The organism is Pseudomonas sp. IT-232MI5, from assembly GCF_949767845.1.
In the GTDB taxonomy this organism is placed as follows: domain Bacteria; phylum Pseudomonadota; class Gammaproteobacteria; order Pseudomonadales; family Pseudomonadaceae; genus Aquipseudomonas.
This window is the reverse complement of sequence record NZ_CATKQE010000006.1, coordinates 120,658-138,547: the sequence shown is the minus strand read 5'-3', so window position 1 is coordinate 138,547 and position 17,890 is coordinate 120,658. Positions and strand designations below refer to the sequence as shown.

Sequence of the window (17,890 nt, the reverse complement as noted above, 5' to 3'; positions counted from 1 at the left end):
CACAATCCCTGTAGGAACTGCGGAACGCTGCGATCTTTTGATCCTGATCTTCAAAAACAAGATCAAAAGATCGCAGCGTTCCGCAGCTCCTACAAAGAGTTAGAGATCGCAGTAAAGATCGCGCACAAAAAAACAGGCCGTGAAGCGAAAGCTCCACGGCCTGTCTTGTTTAAAGCGCTTTAAAAATTACAGCGAATGATAGGTCGGCAGGGCAAAACGCTGCTGGCTCTGCAGCATGGCAATTTGCGGCAGCTCACTGGCTTGTTCCGCCAGGTCACGACGAATGGCACTGATCGCCCACGACAGTTGGTCACCGGCATGCAGTTGCTGGTAAGTCAGTGCACGTTTAAACACTTTGCCGTCGCTGCTGCGCAGGGTCAGCAGGATCCCGCCATCGGGACGTGGCGCAGTGGTGACGTCGAAGTTGGAGAACAGGGAGGTAAACTTTTCTTGGATCAGGCTCATGTCTTTCAGCTCCGTATGCACTTGAATGGCAAGCATGCAGAGGAGGTTGCAGCGATTGTGCCAGCATTTGAAAATAATAAATCCTTTATAAATCAATAAGTTAAATAAAATGAAAATTTACGTCGTCGTGCAAACTGCATGAATGGCCATCGTGCATCCTGCATTTTGCGGGATCGTTGTCGAAACAACGGAACCAATCGCTTACCCGATGATCACCGCAGCCGTCGGCCGATCAGCAGATACAAAACATTGCAAAAACCGCGTGTACAGCGCGAGAAGCGCTGACGTATTTTCGATCTCGACCCGCGCTCGAATGTGCCGGTTGCTGCAAGCCAAAGCCCGAAAAATAAAAACATCGACCTGCACGCCAAGGTCGGACGGGGAGCATCCATGAGTCACGCGCCAAGCGACACGATTACCTGGGGCATGATGCTCCGCAAATTGCCGATGATCGCCAAGGCCATCCCACGGGTGGTCAAAGGCATGAAGGTGGCCAACGTCACGGATCCGACCCAAAGCTGTGGCCTTGGCTGGACGTTCGAGCAAGCGACGCTGCGCAACCCCGAGGGGCCGGCGTTATTGCAGGGCGATGTGCGGCTGAGCTATGCGCAGGTCAACCAGTGGGCCAACCGCATCGCTCACTATCTGAACGGGCAAGGCATCGGCAAGGGCGACGTGGTCGCGGTGTTCATCGAAAACCGCCCGGAACTGCTGGTAACCATTCTGGCGCTGGCCAAGGTCGGTGCGGTCAGCGCGCTGCTCAATACCTCACAGACTCGCGACACACTGATCCACAGTGTGAATCTGGTGGCACCGGTGGCGATTGTCGTTGGCGATGAACTGGTTCCAGCTTATGCGGCCATTCGCGATCAAGTGACGATCGCCGCGCCTCGTACCTGGTTCGTGGCAGATCAAGACACTTACAGCCATCCGGGCATTGCGCCCGAGGGCTACGTCAACCTGATCAGCGCCAGTGCCGATGCCTCCAGCGAGAATCCACCGAGCAGCCAGCAGATCTTCTTTGACGACCCGTGTTTCTACATTTACACCTCGGGCACGACCGGCCTGCCCAAGGCCGGGGTGTTCAAGCATGGGCGCTGGATGCGCAGCTCCGCCAGTTTCGGCATGATCGCCCTCAACATGGGCCCCGACGACGTCGTCTATTGCACCTTGCCGCTGTACCACGCCACCGGTCTCTGCGTGTGCTGGGGCTCGGCGGTCAATGGCGCCTCGGGTTTCGCGATCCGCCGCAAGTTCAGCGCCAGCCAGTTCTGGAACGACGTACGCCGCTACCGCGCGACCACCATTGGCTACGTCGGCGAATTGTGCCGTTATCTGGTCGATCAACCGGCCAGCGCCGATGACAGTCGTCACGATGTGCGCAAGATGATCGGCAACGGCTTGCGCCCGGGTGCCTGGGCTGAGTTCAAAACGCGTTTCGGCGTCGAGCACATCTGTGAGCTGTACGCGGCGAGCGACGGCAACATCGGGTTCACCAACATTCTCAACTTCGACAACACCATCGGTTTCTCGCTGATGGCCTGGGAGTTGGTCGCCTACGACCATGAAAGCGGCGAGCCGCTGCGCAGCGCCGACGGTTTCATGCGCAAGGTTGGCAAGGGCGAGCAGGGCTTGCTGCTGGCGCGGATCGACGAAAAGGCGCCGCTGGACGGTTACACCGATCCGCAAAAAACCGCCAAGGTTGTCCTTCACGACGTGTTTAGCAAAGGCGATCGGTTTTTCAACACTGGCGATTTGTTGCGCAACATCGGTTTCGGCCACGCACAATTTGTTGATCGGCTCGGTGATACCTACCGCTGGAAGGGCGAAAACGTTTCGACCACCGAAGTCGAAAACCTTCTGCTGCAACACCCGCAGATTTCCGAGGCGGTGGCCTATGGCGTGGAGATCCGCAACACCAACGGCCGCGCCGGCATGGCGGCGATCACGCCGGCGGAATCCCTCGCGACCCTGGATTTCGCCGAGTTGCTGACCTTTGCCCGGGAGCGCATGCCGGCCTACGCCGTACCGTTGTTTCTGCGAGTGAAGGTAAAAATGGAAACCACCGGCACGTTCAAATACCAGAAAACCCGATTGAAAAATGAAGGCTTCGACCCCGGCCAGGCGGGCGATGACCCGATTTACGCTTGGCTGCCTGGCACGCAGACTTACGTTCGAGTTACCCATGAGGTATTGGCGGAAATTCATCAGGGCAAGCATCGTTATTGAATCTGGCTATGGCGCGACTTGAGAAAAAGGGGGTGACAGCCAGCGCCTCGCTCGGGAAACTGTCGACTTTCCGATAGACCGAAAGTGGAGTTGCCCATGTCCGACCAAAGCCGCCAGATGACCCCTGAAGAAGCTGCCGAATTCACCGAGCAGGTTTTCAACAAGGCGCGCGACGGTGATGCCGAGATGCTTGATCGCCTGGTCACGGCCGGTTTGCCGGTGAACCTGAAGAACAGCAAGGGCGACACGTTGTTGATGTTGGCCAGCTATTACGGCCATGTCGATGCAGTGCAAGTGCTGCTTAAACACAAGGCCGATCCGGAAATGCGCAATGGCAACGGCCAGAGCCCGATTGCCGGTGCGGCGTTCAAGGGCGATCTGGCGGTGGTCAAGGCGTTGGTCGAGGCGGGCGCCGAGATCGAAGGCTCGTCGTTTGATGGTCGTACGGCGCTGATGATGGCGGCGATGTTCAATCGTGTGGAAATCGTTGATTACCTGATCAGCAAAGGCGCAAATCCGCAAGCCAAGGATGCCAATGGCGTCACGGCGCTGGATGCGGCCCGCACGATGGGCGCGGTTGATACCACCGCGCAGCTGGAAAAACTGTTGGGTTGATTAGATCAAAAGATCGCAGCCTGCGGCAGCTCCTACGATGATGCGTTCGCCGTCTGTTTCGCGGACGATGCTGAGTCGGTAGGGAACTGCCGAAGGCTGCGATCTTTTGCTTTGTGCGCTATCCTCCGCGCCCTCAAATTTCACCTTCCACAGGATCCGCCCTCATGAAAGCCGCACTCGTTGAACTCATCAGCAAAATCAGCTCCGGCTGCATGGGCGAGGACGAGATCCTGAAAGTGGCCGATGAAGCCGCGCAAGCCTACGCCGATGCCGGTGCTTTTCTGACCGCCAACCCGGACATCAACTATGACGACACCTTCCCGATCCCGTTGGGTGAGTGGGTCGTCGTCGGCAGCCTGCCGGAAACCGTGCTGTTCCAGGCTGACACCTACGTTGACCTGTTCGCGCAGATCGTCGCCTCGTTCGGTCCGGGTGTGGATTTCAACCTCAAGCCCAAGCAACTGGCCAAGACCGAAGCGCTGGTCGCACTCAACCGCATCCAGGTGCAGATGAGCAGCATGAACAAGGAAAACGGCGGCTACACGCTGATGAACTTCAGCCAGTTGCTCGACGACGAACTGCAAATGGTGCTGGTCTTCGGCAACGACGTGCCACGGGTGCTAGAACTGTGCGCCGAAGTCGGCATCGCCGCCGCGCCATCGCTCGAAGCGTTGAAGATCGCCGTTCACGTCTGAGTGCAATAAAAGGGAACCCTGCGCGCGACCGTCTATCCTAAAAGTGCATGCCACTATTCTGGAGCGACACCATGGGTTCCACGTTCAACGGTCTGATTGGCCTGATCATCCTTGCCCTCGACATCTGGGCCATCATCAACGTGTTGAAAAGCGGCGCGACCACCGGGATGAAAATCGTCTGGGTGCTGCTGATCATCCTCCTGCCGGTACTGGGCCTGATCATCTGGGCAATCGCCGGACCACGCGGCAACGTGCGGATCTAGCCACAAACTTCGTGAGCATCCCAAAACCTGTGGGAGCTGGCTTGCCAGCGATAGGATCACTGCGGTGTCACTGATGAACCGAGTTGACCCTATCGCTGGCAAGCCAGCTCCCACAAGGATTGTGGTGGGCCGATGAAGTGAGGTTCGACCTGTCATCTTCGGCAACGTAGAATGCGCGCCTTTCCCGGGCAATCGTCCCCACGATTGACGCCCGCGCATTCATCGGAGCACTTGACCATGACCGTTACCCAAACCAGCGAGTACCTGGAAACCCTCTACGAAGGCTACGGCCAGCGTTTTCGCATGGAAAAACTGCTGCACGAAGTGCGCACCGAACACCAGCACCTGGTGATCTTCCAGAACCCGCGCATGGGCCGTGTCATGGCACTGGACGGCGTGATTCAGACCACCGAAGCCGACGAATTCATCTACCACGAAATGCTCACTCACGTGCCGATCCTCGCCCACGGTAGCGCCAAGCGTGTGCTGATCATCGGCGGCGGTGACGGCGGTATGCTGCGCGAAGTGACCAAGCACGCCGGTGTCGAGCACATCACCATGGTCGAGATCGACGGCACCGTGGTCGACATGTGCAAAGAGTTCCTGCCGAACCACTCCAGCGGCGCCTACGACGATCCACGTCTGAACCTGGTGATCGACGACGGCATGCGTTTCGTCGCCACCACCACGGAAAAATTCGACGTGATCATCTCCGACTCCACCGATCCGATCGGCCCGGGTGAAGTGCTGTTCTCGGAAAACTTCTATCAGGCCTGCCATCGTTGCCTGAACGAGGGCGGCATCCTCGTGACCCAGAACGGCACGCCGTTCATGCAGATCGACGAAGTGAAAACCACCGCCGGTCGCCTGAACAGCTTGTTCCCGGACTGGCACTTCTACCAGGCGGCCGTACCGACCTACATCGGTGGCTCGATGACTTTCGCCTGGGGCTCGACCAACCCGGCTTACCGCAAGCTGAGCCGTGAAACCCTGCAACAGCGCTTCATTGGCAGCGGTATCGTCACCCGCTACTACAACCCGGAAATCCACATCGGCGCGTTCGCCTTGCCGCAGTACGTGCTGCAGGCGATCAACAAGCCAAGCAACGACTGAATAATCGCTGCAAGTCTTTGTAGGAGTGAGCCTGCTCGCGATTACGGTTTGTCTACCAACATCAGCGTTGGATGAGAAATCGCTATCGCGAGCAGGCTCACTCCTACAGTAAATGTCGTTTTTTTCATCTTTGTCCGCTGTAATCCTTTTGAACCAACTTTCGGCCCATACAGTCGAGATAGGTGTAAGCCCATTTGCGGGTTTGATCGAGGAGGCACCGATGCAAAAGTGGAAAGTCACTTTCGTGGACGATCATGGTGAAATTGTCGATGAGGTGTTCGAGCGCGCGGAATGCCCCAGTGACGATGAGGCCGCTCGATTGATCAAGGCACGGCTTCTGCCCGTCGCCGCCGAACTGGACCTGAACGATCTGGAAGGGCGTACCGCCGATGCTGGCGTGAAAAGTCTGAAAACCCAGAACAGCATTGAAATCCGCAGCATCACTCCCATCTGACATTCTTCCTGTCACCTTTCACACCAGGCCTTGGCAGCAGCTCTAACTTGGGGCTACTCTGCAAGCGAGATCAGCGAACGGATCGCTAAGGTCTGGTCTTGTCAGCTACATGCTTGTTCCCGCGTGCAACCACGTTGCCGTAGTACTTTGGCCAAAGGCCCGGGGCGGGAATACGGAAAGTCTATCCATCTATGCGAGGGGGACGATTCATGAGCACAGCCTATCAAGAAGACATCAGCAGCAATGTTCTGCGCCGCATGAAAGAAGGCGGTTTCGATTTTTCCCGATTCCATCCCATCGAGTTCTACGCCATTTTCCCGGACGAGGAGCGGGCGCGCAGGGCGGCAGGCAAATTTCGCGGTGAATCCATCAATGCCCAGGTCAGCGTGCGTGATGACGGTGCGTGGGCGCTGGAATTAAGCAAAGTGATGTACGCGACGTATGACGATATTGGCGACTTCGAGCAGGGATTCTCTGCCGTGGTTGAACCTCTGGGCGGCATTATCGAAGGCTGGGGTGTGAAACAGGAGGTGCGCAACCGCCACCGTTTGAACTGATCTCTGGTTTCATTTGTTGAACAACGGCTGACCTTCGGGTTGGCCGTTGTCATTTCCGGCGTAAGCGAAATGCTCTGGCAAAACCCTGAAACAAGAAACCGAGGCAAAAAAAAGCCACCGGAGAGGGTGGCTAAAAGGGAAGACCGATAAGGAGAGGAAACCGGTCAGGGTTACAGCGGGGCGGGCTGCCGGGGCAAGCCCAATCAGTTGAGCTGGGCGCTTCGTGACGTTGTAGTCGGCGAAGTTTTGCAGCGAATGCGCGGATTATCCGCAGGCAGCGCCGGGCAGTGAAATCAACTCTGACTATGCTGGTGATAGGCGATGCAGTGCGTCGCAATGAAGCGGGGGCAATCCGGTTGGGGCAATTGCTGCACAGGAATGGTGCGGTGCCTGCGGCGTGTATTTCCAACCGATTGAAATCAAAGCGTTTATGCCGATGGCACGGGCCTTGCGAAGGCCTGTATGTCCGGGTGACAAGGAGTACGGCATGATCCGCACCTATTTTGATGAGATGTACGATGCCGGCGGCCAGGTTCGCCCGCATTATCGGGAGTTCGCCCGCTGGCTGGCCGATACGCCAGACGAACTGCTGGCCCAGCGGCGACGCGAGGCCGATCTGCTGTTCCATCGCGCCGGCATCACCTTCACGCTCTATGGCGACGAGCAGGGCACTGAGCGCCTGATTCCTTTCGACACCATCCCGCGCAGCATCCCTGCCAGTGAGTGGCGGATCGTCGAGCGCGGCTGCATCCAGCGGGTCAAGGCGTTGAACATGTTCCTCGCCGACCTCTATCACGAGCAGCGCATTATCAAGGCCGGGATCATTCCCGCCGAACAGGTGCTGGCCAACGAGCAATACCAGTTGGCGATGCAAGGCCTGGATCTGCACCGCGATATCTATTCGCACATCTCCGGCGTCGATCTGGTGCGCGACGGCGACGGCACCTATTACGTGCTCGAAGACAACCTGCGTACGCCGAGCGGCGTCAGCTACATGCTCGAAGACCGCAAGATGATGATGCGCCTGTTCCCGGAGCTGTTCGCCGCCCAGCGCATCGCACCGATCGATCATTACCCGAACCTGTTGCTCGACACCCTTAAAAGCTCCAGCCCGATTGATGACCCAAGCGTGGTGGTGCTGACACCGGGGCGCTTCAACAGTGCATTCTTCGAGCACGCGTTTCTCGCGCGGGAAATGGGCGTTGAACTGGTCGAGGGTGCGGACCTGTTTGTGCGTGACGACAAGGTCTTCATGCGCACCACCGACGGCCCGAAAGCGGTGGACGTGATCTACCGCCGCCTCGACGACGCGTTCCTCGATCCGCTGGCGTTCAATCCCGACTCGATGCTCGGCGTACCGGGGCTGCTGTCGTCCTATCGCTCTGGCAACGTGGTGCTGGCCAACGCCATCGGCACCGGTGTGGCGGACGACAAATCGGTGTACCCGTTTGTCACCGACATGATCCGTTTCTACCTCGATGAAGAGCCGATCCTGAAGAACGTGCCGACCTGGCAGTGCCGCAACCCATCTGAACTTTCCCATGTGCTGGCCAATCTTCCAGATCTGGTGGTCAAGGAAACTCAGGGGTCCGGCGGGTACGGGATGTTGGTGGGGCCGGCATCGACGAAAGCGGAAATCGATGCCTTCCGCGAACGCATCAAGGCCAAGCCCCATGCGTATATCGCGCAACCGACGCTGTCGCTGTCGACCTGTCCGACCTTTGTCGAAAACGGCATTGCGCCGCGCCATATCGACTTGCGCCCGTTTGTCTTGTCCGGGCGCGAAACCCGCGTGGTGCCCGGTGGTTTGACCCGTGTGGCACTGCGTGAAGGCTCCCTGGTGGTGAATTCCTCCCAGGGCGGCGGTACCAAGGACACCTGGGTGGTCGAGGATTGAAGGAAGCTTGCCATGTTAAGTAGAACTGCCTCGGATCTGTATTGGATGTCGCGTTACCTGGAGCGGGCGGAAAACCTCGCACGGATGCTCGACATCAGTTATTCGCTGTCGCTGATGCCGCAGGACGGTCGCGGTGATGGTCTGCACGAATTGGCCATGCCGCTGCTGATTACCGGCACCCTCGACGATTACCTGGAGCGTCACGGCGCGTTGCATGCCGAACGGCTGCTGCACTTCTTCGCCCTCGATGCGGCCAATCCGGCGAGCATCTACAGTTGCCTCGGTGCGGCGCGAGCCAGTGCACACGCGGTTCGCGGACGCATCACGGCGGACATGTGGGAGAACATCAATGCGACGTGGCTGGAGATTCGCGGAATCGCCGAACAGGGTCTCAGTCGCTATGGCATGAGCCGTTTCTGCGAGTGGATCAAGGAACGTTCGCACCTGTTCCGTGGTGCGTCCTACGGCACAATCATGCGCAACGATGCGTTTCGTTTTATTCGTCTCGGGACGTTTATCGAGCGTGCGGACAACACCTTGCGACTGCTCGATGCCCGTTACGAAATGGCTGGCGATCAGGCCGAAGCGGTTAGCGACGGCACGGCCCACGCCTATTACCAGTGGAGTGCCTTGCTGCGTGCCTTGTCGTCATTCGAGGCCTACACCGAAATCTACCGCGATGCGCCGGGCGCCAGACATGTCGCCGAGTTGCTGCTGTTGCGTGCCGACGTACCGCGTTCACTGCGTGCCTGCACCGAAGAGATCGATCAGATCCTCGCGCAACTGCCCGGCGCCAATGGCCGTCCGGCTCAACGTCTGGCGGCAGAGATGGATGCGCGCCTGCGCTACACCGGCATCAACGAAATTCTCGAGGAAGGCCTGCACGCCTGGCTGACCGAATTCATCCCGCTGGTGCGCCAGTTGGGTAACGCCATTCACAGTTCCTACCTGGAGGCTGCATGAGACTTTCCATTAGCCACGAAACCACCTATCACTACGAAGATCAGGTGCGGGCGAGCATCCAGTACCTGCGACTGACCCCCCACGACAGCGAGCGTCAGCACGTGTTGAGCTGGCAACTCGATCTGCCGCGCCCGGTGCGCGCGCAGCTCGATCCGTTCGGCAATATTCTGCACGTGCTGACCATGGACGAGCCGCACGAAGCGATCATCATCGGCGCGCGCGGGCAGGTCGATATCGATGAGCTGCGCGAGGCGGAGCATGAGAGCCAGTCGGCGTTGCCGTTTCTGCGTTTTACCCGGTTGACCGAGGCGGACGAGGCCTTGCGCGCGTTTGCCGAAAAGTCCTGCAAGCAACGGCGCGATCGCACGGCGCTGATTGATTTGATGCACGGTTTGAATCAGCACATGACCTACACGCCCGGTTCGACCGAAGTAGACACCAGCGCGGCGGAAGCTTTCGCCGGGCGTGCCGGGGTTTGTCAGGATCACGCTCACGCATTTTTGGCCTGCGCGCGCAGTCTCGGGATTCCGTCGCGTTATGTGTCGGGGTATCTGTACAGCGAGGATTGCGAGCATCTGGCCAGCCATGCCTGGGCGGAAGCATGGCTGGATGACGCCTGGTACAGCTTTGACGTGACCAATGAGCTGGCGCGGCCGGAACGGCATTTGAAGCTGGCGGTGGGCCTGGATTATCTGGATGCCTGCCCGGTACGCGGCATGCGCCGTGGCGGTGGGTGTGAGCAGATGCATGCGAAGGTGTTCGTCTCGCCGACGCCGATCATCTCCGTCCAGCAACAGTAACGGGCTCACACAAAACCCTTGTAGGAGTGAGCCTGCTCGCGATAGCGGTCTGACAGTTGAATTATCAGTGTCTGACACTCCGCTATCGCGAGCAGGCTCACTCCTACAAGGAAATGTGCTCAGGGCTTAACTTTGCGTCCGGCCATGTGCTGGAGATACCCCACAAGCATTTCCAAATCCCCCTCCGGCAAAACCTCTACCGAAAACCCCGGCATCTTCGCCTGCGGCCACTGCCGCAGACTCTGCGGATCGCGAATGTAACGCTTCAAGAAATCCACGCCGAAATACTCGGTCGGGTTATACGGAATGTTCAGGTCCGGCCCGAATTGCGCGTCCCCCGCGCCGTTTAACCGGTGACACGCCAGACAGTTCTTCTGAAACAGCGCAAACCCCAGATTCACCGGGTCATTCGCCTTCAACGCAGGATCCGGTAGCAGGGCCGGGAAGCGTTCGGCCACGGGTGCCATGCGCTTGATGCTCGCGACCTGGAATGGCCATTGCTCCGGGCTGATATTGCCGGCCTGCGGATCGGTCCAGACCAGATAGAACGGCCCGGCGCTGTGCTTGCCCTCAGACAGCGCTGGCCAGGGCTGAGCCGGATCCTCAATGGCCAGCCAGGCCCGTGCGCCTTTTGAATTGAGCAGCGGCGCTGCAGCCAACTCGGCGGCAAAGCCGTCCAGTGCCACCGCTTGCAGGTGATCTTGCGGTTTGATCCCGGTCAGCAGCGCAGCCACGGGCACGGCGCGATAGGTCATGTCCTTCTTGTAGGACACATCGTTTTTGATGGTGAGGGTTTGTACCTGAGGATGCTTGAGCAATGCCTCGGTCTGCCAGGTGCGGCTGCTTGCGCCCAGTTGCAGATCCAACTGTGCGGCAGACAAGGGCATGCTCAGCAGCATGGCCCCGAACACAATAAGCGCTTTCAAATGATCGCCGTCCATGTCGTGGGAGTGCGCCAAGGTTGGCACAGCCACGCTGGCCCGGGTAGCGGGCCAGTCACATTTTCAGTGGCGATAAACAGCACCTGCCGCTCGATTCAGCCGATGACCTTGGTCAGATTCGGCAAAATCAACAACAGCGTCGTGGCGAAAAGAATGAGCCCTGCTTGACGAACTTTCGGTTGCTTGAACATGGCTTGACCGCCTTTATTGTTATTTCCTGATGCGTGCCTGCATATCCATGACGGCAAGCGCTGCACTTCCTGTTGAAGAACGTCTGCCTCGGCAAAACCCGACGACCATGACGTACATGTTCTACATTAGGGGCCACGTCACGCTTGGCTTAGATCCATTTCATATGGAGCGCTTGCCATGTGCGATAAAAAAGGCATGAGGCTTATTGCCAGCTTCTTTGCCGCCCGCTGGCTAGACAACTCGCCGACCTGAACCGGTTCACCTGACAGTTAATGACCGTCCGTCTGAGCGTGTGGGTCAAGCGCATTGAGCACTGTGGTCATTGAATCCATGGCCGCTCGGGCCAAGAGTGGGGACACAAGCAATCACTCCCCGCACAGGTTCGAGGACGTCATGACCCAAGCTTTGATATTCGATGCGTTACGCACGCCCCGTGGCAGAGGCAAGGCCGATGGCGCCTTGCACAGCGTCAAACCGGTGAATCTGGTTGCCGGTCTGCTGACCGCGCTGCAAGAACGCACCTCGCTCGATACCAGTCAGGTCGATGACGTGGTGCTCGGCTGCGTCACGCCGATTGGCGATCAAGGCTCGGACATTGCCAAAACCGCTGTGCAAGTGGCCGATTGGGATGTCAGCGTTGCCGGTGTGCAGATCAACCGCTTTTGCGCCTCGGGCCTGGAAGCGGTCAACCTCGGCGCGATGAAAGTACGCTCGGGTTTCGAAGATCTGGTGGTGGTCGGCGGTGTCGAGTCGATGTCGCGGGTGCCGATGGGCAGCGACGGCGGCGCCTGGGCGCTCGATCCGCAGACTAATCTGCACAGTCATTTCACTCCGCAAGGCGTCGGTGCCGACCTGATCGCTACGCTTGAGGGTTTCAGTCGTCACGACGTCGATGCCTACGCGCTGCACTCGCAGCAGAAAGCCGCACGGGCGCGGGCTGACGGTTCGTTCAACAAGTCGTTGGTGTCGGTGCAGGATCAGAACGGCATCATCCTGCTCGACCACGATGAGTTCATCCGCGCTGAATCGACCCTTGAAGGCTTGGGCAAGCTCAAGCCGAGTTTTGAAATGATCGGCCAGATGGGTTTCGACGCCACGGCGTTGCGGGTCTACAGCCATGTCGAACGAATCAATCATGTACATACACCGGGCAACAGCTCCGGGATCGTCGACGGTGCTGCACTGATGCTGATCGGCTCCGAAGCCAAAGGCCGGGCGCTGGGGTTGCAACCCCGGGCGCGCATTGTCGCCACGGCGGTCACCAGCACTGATCCGACCATCATGCTCACCGGCCCGGCACCGGCGACGCGCAAGGCACTGGCCAAGGCCGGGTTGCGCGTTGAAGACATCGACCTGTTCGAGGTCAACGAGGCGTTTGCCTCGGTGGTGCTGAAGTTCATCAAGGACATGGCCGTCGACCCGGACAAGGTCAACGTCAACGGCGGCTCGATCGCCATGGGTCATCCGCTGGGCGCCACCGGTTGCGCGATCCTCGGAACGCTGCTCGATGAACTGGAAGCGCGGCGCCTGCGCTATGGCCTGGCGACGCTGTGCGTCGGCGGCGGCATGGGCATTGCCACCATCATCGAACGCCTCTGAGCCCCGAATTCAAGGAACCTTGTTATGAGCGAAGCCATCCGTTACGAAAAAGGCCAGGACGCCATCGTCGTGCTGACCATCGACATGCCGGGCCAGAGCGCCAATACCATGAACGCCGTGTACCGTGAGGCCATGGCTGCCTGCGTTGCACGCTTGGTGACTGAAAAAGACCAGATTGCCGGGGTCATCATAACCTCGGCGAAGAAAACCTTCTTTGCCGGCGGTGACCTCAACGAACTGATCAAGGTCGGCAAGCCTGAAGCCAAAGCCTTCTATGACATGGTGCTGACCCTCAAAGCGCAGTTGCGCACCCTGGAAACCCTCGGCAAACCGGTGGTTGCGGCGATCAACGGTGCGGCGCTGGGCGGTGGTTGGGAAATCTGCCTTGCCTGTCATCACCGCGTGGCTTTGGAGGATGCATCGGTGCAACTCGGTCTGCCGGAAGTAACCCTCGGCCTGTTGCCGGGCGGCGGCGGGGTAGTGCGCATGGTGCGCATGCTCGGCATCGAGAAAGCGCTGCCTTATTTGCTTGAAGGCAAGAAGGTGCGGCCGCAACAGGCATTGCAGGCGGGGCTGATCGATGAACTCGCAGCGGATCGCGATGAGTTGCAGGCCAAAGCACGAGCCTGGATCGTGGCCAACCCGACAGCGGTGCAGCGATGGGACGTGAAGGGTTATCAGATTCCGGGCGGCACGCCGTCGAACCCGAAAGTCGCGCAGATGCTGGCAATTGCACCGTCGATTTTGCGCAGCAAGACTCAAGGGACGATGCCGGCGCCGGAAAAGATCCTCTGCGCGGCGGTGGAGGGCGCTCAAGTCGATTTTGATACCGCGCACTTGATCGAAACCCGTTACTTCACCGAACTGACCACCGGGCAGATTTCGAAAAACCTGATCGGCACGTTCTGGTTTCAACTCAATGAGATCAACGCCGGTGGTTCGCGGCCGCAGGGCTTTGCGCCTTACAAGACGCAGAAGCTCGGCGTGCTTGGCGCAGGAATGATGGGCGCGGGTATTGCGTTTGTCAGTGCTTCGGCGGGTATTGAAGTGGTGCTCAAGGACGTCAATCTGGCTGCTGCCGAAAAAGGTAAAGCACACTCTGCCGCGTTGCTGGACAAGAAAGTCTCTCGCGGACAGATGGATGCTTCAAAGCGTGATGAGGTGTTGGCGCGGATCAAGCCGTCCGAAAATGATGCCGACCTCGCGGGTTGCGATCTGATCATCGAAGCGGTGTTCGAAGACCGCGACCTCAAGGCCAGGGTCTCTGCTGCAGCCCAGCGAGTTGTTGGCGCCGAAGCGGTCATCGCCTCCAACACGTCGACGTTGCCGATCACCGGTCTGGCGGCTGCCGTACCGGATCAAAGCAAATTCATCGGCCTGCACTTCTTCAGTCCGGTGGAAAAAATGCCGCTGGTGGAAATCATCAAGGGCGCGCAGACCAGCGATGAAACCCTCGCGCGCGGTTTCGATTTCGTTGTGCAAATCAAGAAAACCCCGATCGTCGTCAACGACAGTCGCGGCTTCTTCACTTCGCGGGTGTTCGGCACCTTCACCAACGAAGGTATTGCCATGGTCGGCGAGGGCGTGAGTGCGCCGATGATCGAGACCGAAGCGCGCAAAGCCGGGATGCCGGTCGGACCTCTGGCGATCTCTGACGAAGTTTCCCTCAGCCTGATGAGCCATATCCGTCAGCAAACAGCCAAGGACCTACAGGCAGAAGGGAAACCGCTGATTGAGCACCCGGCCTTTGCCGTGATTGACTTGCTGCTCAACGAATACAAGCGTCCGGGCAAAGCGGCGGGTGGCGGTTTTTACGATTACCCAAGCGGTGCACAGAAACATTTGTGGCCCGAACTGAAGACGCGATTCGAGAAAACCGACGGGCAGATTTCGCCCAAGGATGTGCGTGATCGGCTGCTATTTGTACAAGCCATTGAAACCGTGCGCTGTGTGGAAGAGGGCGTGCTGACCTCGACAGCGGATGCCAACGTCGGCTCGATTTTCGGTATCGGGTTTGCGCCGTGGACCGGCGGTGCGTTGCAGTTCATCAACCAATACGGGGTGAAAGATTTCGTCGCTCGCGCGCAGTATCTGGCTGAGCAATATGGCGAGCGTTTTGCGCCGCCCGCGCTGCTGCTGGATAAAGCAGCGAAAGGTGAAATGTTCTAACGGCAACGAGCATTCCAGGACTTGCCTTGCCAAGGTGTTTCAGGGCAGGCTCTGGGGTGTTCATTATTCCCATCACGTGTCAGGTATTTTTTATGTCGCTACGCATCTGCATTCTGGAAACCGACATCCTGCGTCCGGAACTGGTCGATCAATATCAGGGTTACGGGCAGATGTTTCAGCGCCTGTTCTCGCAGCAACCGATTGCCGCCGAGTTCACCGTCTACAACGTGATGCAGGGCCAATACCCGAGCGACGACCAGACGTTCGACGCGTATCTGGTCACCGGCAGCAAGGCCGATTCGTTCGGCACTGATCCGTGGATTCAGACCCTCAAGCAATACCTGCTGACGCGTTACGAGCGCGGCGACAAACTGCTCGGCGTGTGCTTCGGCCATCAACTGCTGGCGCTGCTGCTCGGCGGCAAGAGTGAGCGCGCCACGCAAGGTTGGGGTGTCGGCACCCATAACTACAAACTCGCGGCCAAGGCGCCGTGGATGAGCCCGGTGCGTGAGGAACTGACACTGCTGATCAGCCACCAGGATCAGGTCACAGCGCTGCCGGAAAACGCCACGGTGATTGCTTCCAGCGATTTTTGCCCGTTTGCGGCTTACCACATCAACGATCAGGTGTTGTGCTTCCAGGGCCACCCGGAATTCATCCACGATTACTCGCGTGCGCTGCTGGATCTGCGTCAGGAAGCGTTGGGTTCGCAGATCTACAGCAAAGGCGTAGCCAGTCTGGAGCAGGAACACCATGGCGCTACGGTTGCGGAATGGATGATGCGGTTTGTCGCGCACAAGCCAGAAACTGTCTAAGGCCAAAAGCTTCGCGAGCAGGCTCGCTCCCACATCAGATTTTCGGTGCGCCACCGATCAATGCGGGAGCGAGCCTGCTCGCGAATGTTCCAGACAACTCGGTCCGCTCTACAACCACCCGGACTTCTTGAAGCTCGCCCACAAACTCACGCATCCCACCGTAATAAACCCCAGCACACCGAAGTAGCCATAGTGCCAACTCAGTTCCGGCATGTTCTGGAAGTTCATCCCGTAAATCCCCGCCACTGCCGTCGGAAACGCCAGAATCGCCGCCCAGGCAGCAAACTTGCGCTGCACCACGCTTTGCCTTGAAGCCTCGAGCAACACACCGATCTCGATGGTCTGGCTAGCGATATCGGCCAGTGTGCTCAGGTCTTCCATCTGCCGGGTTACGTGGATCTGCACATCGCGGAAGTACGGGCGCATGTTCTTGTCGATAAACGGGAAGCTCAGCTTCTGCAGTTCCTCGCCAATTTCCACCATCGGCGCCGCGTACCGGCGCAGGCGCACGACATCGCGGCGCAAGCCATGCAGCTTCTGGATGTCACGCTCGTTCAACGCGCTACACAACACGTTGCGTTCCAGTTCATCGATTTCGGCATGAATGGCTTCGCCCACCGGTTGGTAGTTCTCGATGACGAAATCGAGCAGCGCATACAGTACGAAATCTTCCCCGTGTTCCAGCAAGAGCGGGCGTGCCTCACAACGTTGGCGGACATGGGCGTAGGACGCCGAGTGACCGTTACGTGCCGTGATGATGTAGCCCTTGCCGGCAAAGATGTGCGTTTCGATGAACTGCAGAACGCCGTGTTCGCGGATGGGCGAGTAGGTGACGATAAACAAAGCGTCGCCAAAGGTTTCCAGCTTCGGCCGACTGTGTTTTTCCAGGGCGTCTTCAATGGCCAGTTCGTGCAGGTTGAACTGACGTTGCAGATTGGACAGCTCCTGAGCGTCCGGCTCTTCCAGACCGATCCAGACAAAGTGACCGGTTTTCGCGGCCCAGGCGGCGCCTTCGTCGAGGGTAATATTGGTGACTTTCTTGCCTGCGCTGTATACCGCAGCAGCAACAACTCGACCCATGGTGGTGATTCACTTCTTCTTGGCAGGTGGCAGGGAATACAAGGCTTCAGCTTAGCCGTGTCGCTGCTTGAGAGTCAGTGAAATCTGTACAGTTCACCGGGCAAAAGAAAACCCGCACAGGGCGGGTTGTCTTCTTAGGCGGCTTGCAGTTGCCGGTCCATCGATTCAATGCACTCGCGCATCTGCTCGCGGCACTGATGGATGAGCATGGGCATGTCGTCCATGGTCAATCCGACTGTAGGAATCGCCGGCAGCGAGCGTATGAGGATTTTCCCGCTGCGCCAGCGATTCAGGCGCATGTGCTTGATGTAGCTGCTGACGCAAACCGGAACGATCGGCACACCGGCGGCAATCGCCATCTGGAACGCGCCTTTTTTGAAGGGCAGCAATTCTTCGCCGAGATTGCGCGTGCCTTCCGGGAACACCCAGATCGAGGTGTCTTCGTTCTGCAAGGTATTGGTAGTGGTGAGCATCGACTGGCGCGCCTTGTGCGCATTGCCACGGTCGATCAACACATTGCCGGCCAACCAGAACAATTGCCCGAACAACGGAACCCACTTGAGGCTCTTCTTGCCAATGCACACGGTTCGACGCGGCACTACGTTGCCGAACACGAACAAGTCATAGTTGGACTGATGGTTGGCGATGATCACGCAGCTGTCAGGTTTGTTCATCAATCCACTGACATCGGACTTCACCCGTAAACGCAAAATACACATTGCCGGCAGCGCGTAGAGGCGGGCGCACAGTCGGCTGTTGTCCGGATTGAACGGGCGGCAGATCCCGAGAATCACTCCGAGCACGCCGGCCAGAATAAAGTGCAGGCCCATCAATAACATACGAAACACGAACAGCATTTTCAGGCCCCACCGGGACAAAAGGTGGCGCAGTGTACGGATGTGCACTGTTTTCGGCAATTGCCACTATAGAGTCCGGAGATAGCCGATGTTTAAGCGCATGTTTCCGAATGGAGGGTCAGACCTGTCCTAGAGCGGCCGCAGACTTTTAAACCAGGCGTGCAAGAAAAAGCCCGACACGACGGT

17 protein-coding genes are annotated in these 17,890 nt (G+C 58.5%); 13 read left to right on the top strand and 4 right to left on the bottom strand.

Annotation, left to right across the window (positions count from 1 at the left end; genetic code table 11):
• Positions 1 to 186: 186 nt before the first annotated feature.
• Complete coding sequence (locus ACM6JQ_RS06360) at positions 187 to 465, bottom strand: DUF3509 domain-containing protein (RefSeq protein WP_008080936.1); 279 nt, start codon at positions 463 to 465, stop codon at positions 187 to 189.
• A gap of 390 nt (positions 466 to 855) precedes the next feature.
• Here ACM6JQ_RS06360 and ACM6JQ_RS06355 point away from each other — a divergent pair, with 390 nt between their 5' ends.
• The 10 genes from ACM6JQ_RS06355 to ACM6JQ_RS06310 all read left to right on the top strand — a co-directional run bounded on the left by ACM6JQ_RS06355 (position 856) and on the right by ACM6JQ_RS06310 (position 10,051).
• Positions 856 to 2,694 (top strand): long-chain-acyl-CoA synthetase, encoded by a 1,839-nt coding sequence (locus ACM6JQ_RS06355; protein ID WP_007914048.1) that lies wholly within the window; start codon positions 856 to 858, stop codon positions 2,692 to 2,694.
• A gap of 96 nt (positions 2,695 to 2,790) precedes the next feature.
• Positions 2,791 to 3,309, top strand: coding sequence for an ankyrin repeat domain-containing protein (locus ACM6JQ_RS06350; RefSeq protein WP_123374706.1), 519 nt, complete (start codon positions 2,791 to 2,793; stop codon positions 3,307 to 3,309).
• 164 nt (positions 3,310 to 3,473) lie between these two features.
• A complete protein-coding gene (locus tag ACM6JQ_RS06345; protein ID WP_007914051.1) occupies positions 3,474 to 4,004 on the top strand; it encodes a hypothetical protein in 531 nt (176 codons plus the stop codon).
• A gap of 71 nt (positions 4,005 to 4,075) precedes the next feature.
• Positions 4,076 to 4,267, top strand: a complete 192-nt coding sequence (locus ACM6JQ_RS06340) for a PLDc N-terminal domain-containing protein (RefSeq protein WP_007914053.1) — start codon at positions 4,076 to 4,078, stop codon at positions 4,265 to 4,267.
• Positions 4,268 to 4,504: 237 nt separating this feature from the next.
• Positions 4,505 to 5,380 carry a polyamine aminopropyltransferase gene (gene speE, locus ACM6JQ_RS06335; protein ID WP_007914055.1) on the top strand — a complete coding sequence of 292 codons (876 nt, stop codon included), beginning with the start codon at positions 4,505 to 4,507 and terminating at the stop codon, positions 5,378 to 5,380.
• A 220-nt stretch (positions 5,381 to 5,600) separates the two neighbouring features.
• Positions 5,601 to 5,834, top strand: coding sequence for a hypothetical protein (locus ACM6JQ_RS06330; protein WP_007914057.1), 234 nt, complete (start codon positions 5,601 to 5,603; stop codon positions 5,832 to 5,834).
• Positions 5,835 to 6,043: 209 nt separating this feature from the next.
• Positions 6,044 to 6,391: a ribonuclease E inhibitor RraB gene (locus ACM6JQ_RS06325; RefSeq protein WP_007914059.1), complete on the top strand. Its 348-nt coding sequence runs from the start codon at positions 6,044 to 6,046 to the stop codon at positions 6,389 to 6,391.
• Between the two features lie 487 nt (positions 6,392 to 6,878).
• On the top strand, positions 6,879 to 8,288 hold the full coding sequence (locus ACM6JQ_RS06320; RefSeq protein ID WP_007914061.1) for a circularly permuted type 2 ATP-grasp protein: 1,410 nt from the start codon (positions 6,879 to 6,881) through the stop codon (positions 8,286 to 8,288).
• Between the two features lie 12 nt (positions 8,289 to 8,300).
• Positions 8,301 to 9,251 (top strand): alpha-E domain-containing protein, encoded by a 951-nt coding sequence (locus tag ACM6JQ_RS06315; RefSeq protein ID WP_007914063.1) that lies wholly within the window; start codon positions 8,301 to 8,303, stop codon positions 9,249 to 9,251.
• Positions 9,248 to 10,051: a transglutaminase family protein gene (locus ACM6JQ_RS06310; protein WP_007914065.1), complete on the top strand. Its 804-nt coding sequence runs from the start codon at positions 9,248 to 9,250 to the stop codon at positions 10,049 to 10,051. The genes ACM6JQ_RS06315 and ACM6JQ_RS06310 overlap by 4 nt, the downstream gene beginning before the upstream one ends.
• 119 nt (positions 10,052 to 10,170) lie before the next feature.
• Here ACM6JQ_RS06310 and ACM6JQ_RS06305 read toward each other — a convergent pair whose 3' ends face one another.
• Positions 10,171 to 10,992, bottom strand: a complete 822-nt coding sequence (locus tag ACM6JQ_RS06305; RefSeq protein WP_007914067.1) for a c-type cytochrome — start codon at positions 10,990 to 10,992, stop codon at positions 10,171 to 10,173.
• Positions 10,993 to 11,577: 585 nt separating this feature from the next.
• Between ACM6JQ_RS06305 and ACM6JQ_RS06300 the strand changes: the two genes are divergently transcribed.
• The 3 genes from ACM6JQ_RS06300 to ACM6JQ_RS06290 all read left to right on the top strand — a co-directional run bounded on the left by ACM6JQ_RS06300 (position 11,578) and on the right by ACM6JQ_RS06290 (position 15,767).
• The gene (locus ACM6JQ_RS06300) at positions 11,578 to 12,783 is read left to right on the top strand and encodes an acetyl-CoA C-acetyltransferase (protein WP_007914069.1); all 1,206 of its coding nucleotides are present in this window, start codon (positions 11,578 to 11,580) and stop codon (positions 12,781 to 12,783) included.
• A gap of 24 nt (positions 12,784 to 12,807) precedes the next feature.
• Entirely contained in the window at positions 12,808 to 14,952 is a 2,145-nt protein-coding gene (locus ACM6JQ_RS06295; protein ID WP_414893410.1) for a 3-hydroxyacyl-CoA dehydrogenase NAD-binding domain-containing protein, read from the top strand.
• A gap of 92 nt (positions 14,953 to 15,044) precedes the next feature.
• Positions 15,045 to 15,767 carry an amidotransferase gene (locus tag ACM6JQ_RS06290; RefSeq protein WP_007914071.1) on the top strand — a complete coding sequence of 241 codons (723 nt, stop codon included), beginning with the start codon at positions 15,045 to 15,047 and terminating at the stop codon, positions 15,765 to 15,767.
• A gap of 108 nt (positions 15,768 to 15,875) precedes the next feature.
• Here the strand turns inward: ACM6JQ_RS06290 and ACM6JQ_RS06285 are convergent, their stop codons facing one another.
• Both ACM6JQ_RS06285 and ACM6JQ_RS06280 read right to left on the bottom strand, forming a co-directional pair.
• Positions 15,876 to 16,847: a magnesium and cobalt transport protein CorA gene (locus ACM6JQ_RS06285; protein ID WP_007914072.1), complete on the bottom strand. Its 972-nt coding sequence runs from the start codon at positions 16,845 to 16,847 to the stop codon at positions 15,876 to 15,878.
• Between the two features lie 134 nt (positions 16,848 to 16,981).
• Positions 16,982 to 17,704, bottom strand: coding sequence for a lysophospholipid acyltransferase family protein (locus ACM6JQ_RS06280; RefSeq protein WP_095114354.1), 723 nt, complete (start codon positions 17,702 to 17,704; stop codon positions 16,982 to 16,984).
• Positions 17,705 to 17,890 lie beyond the last annotated feature (186 nt).

Coding starts and splice junctions, on each gene's coding strand:
- ACM6JQ_RS06360 (WP_008080936.1), bottom strand. CDS start 465: ATGAGCCTGATCCAAGAAAAGTTTACCTCCCTGTTCTCCAACTTCGAC.
- ACM6JQ_RS06355 (WP_007914048.1), top strand. CDS start 856: ATGAGTCACGCGCCAAGCGACACGATTACCTGGGGCATGATGCTCCGC.
- ACM6JQ_RS06350 (WP_123374706.1), top strand. CDS start 2,791: ATGTCCGACCAAAGCCGCCAGATGACCCCTGAAGAAGCTGCCGAATTC.
- ACM6JQ_RS06345 (WP_007914051.1), top strand. CDS start 3,474: ATGAAAGCCGCACTCGTTGAACTCATCAGCAAAATCAGCTCCGGCTGC.
- ACM6JQ_RS06340 (WP_007914053.1), top strand. CDS start 4,076: ATGGGTTCCACGTTCAACGGTCTGATTGGCCTGATCATCCTTGCCCTC.
- speE (WP_007914055.1), top strand. CDS start 4,505: ATGACCGTTACCCAAACCAGCGAGTACCTGGAAACCCTCTACGAAGGC.
- ACM6JQ_RS06330 (WP_007914057.1), top strand. CDS start 5,601: ATGCAAAAGTGGAAAGTCACTTTCGTGGACGATCATGGTGAAATTGTC.
- ACM6JQ_RS06325 (WP_007914059.1), top strand. CDS start 6,044: ATGAGCACAGCCTATCAAGAAGACATCAGCAGCAATGTTCTGCGCCGC.
- ACM6JQ_RS06320 (WP_007914061.1), top strand. CDS start 6,879: ATGATCCGCACCTATTTTGATGAGATGTACGATGCCGGCGGCCAGGTT.
- ACM6JQ_RS06315 (WP_007914063.1), top strand. CDS start 8,301: ATGTTAAGTAGAACTGCCTCGGATCTGTATTGGATGTCGCGTTACCTG.
- ACM6JQ_RS06310 (WP_007914065.1), top strand. CDS start 9,248: ATGAGACTTTCCATTAGCCACGAAACCACCTATCACTACGAAGATCAG.
- ACM6JQ_RS06305 (WP_007914067.1), bottom strand. CDS start 10,992: ATGGACGGCGATCATTTGAAAGCGCTTATTGTGTTCGGGGCCATGCTG.
- ACM6JQ_RS06300 (WP_007914069.1), top strand. CDS start 11,578: ATGACCCAAGCTTTGATATTCGATGCGTTACGCACGCCCCGTGGCAGA.
- ACM6JQ_RS06295 (WP_414893410.1), top strand. CDS start 12,808: ATGAGCGAAGCCATCCGTTACGAAAAAGGCCAGGACGCCATCGTCGTG.
- ACM6JQ_RS06290 (WP_007914071.1), top strand. CDS start 15,045: ATGTCGCTACGCATCTGCATTCTGGAAACCGACATCCTGCGTCCGGAA.
- ACM6JQ_RS06285 (WP_007914072.1), bottom strand. CDS start 16,847: ATGGGTCGAGTTGTTGCTGCTGCGGTATACAGCGCAGGCAAGAAAGTC.
- ACM6JQ_RS06280 (WP_095114354.1), bottom strand. CDS start 17,704: ATGCTGTTCGTGTTTCGTATGTTATTGATGGGCCTGCACTTTATTCTG.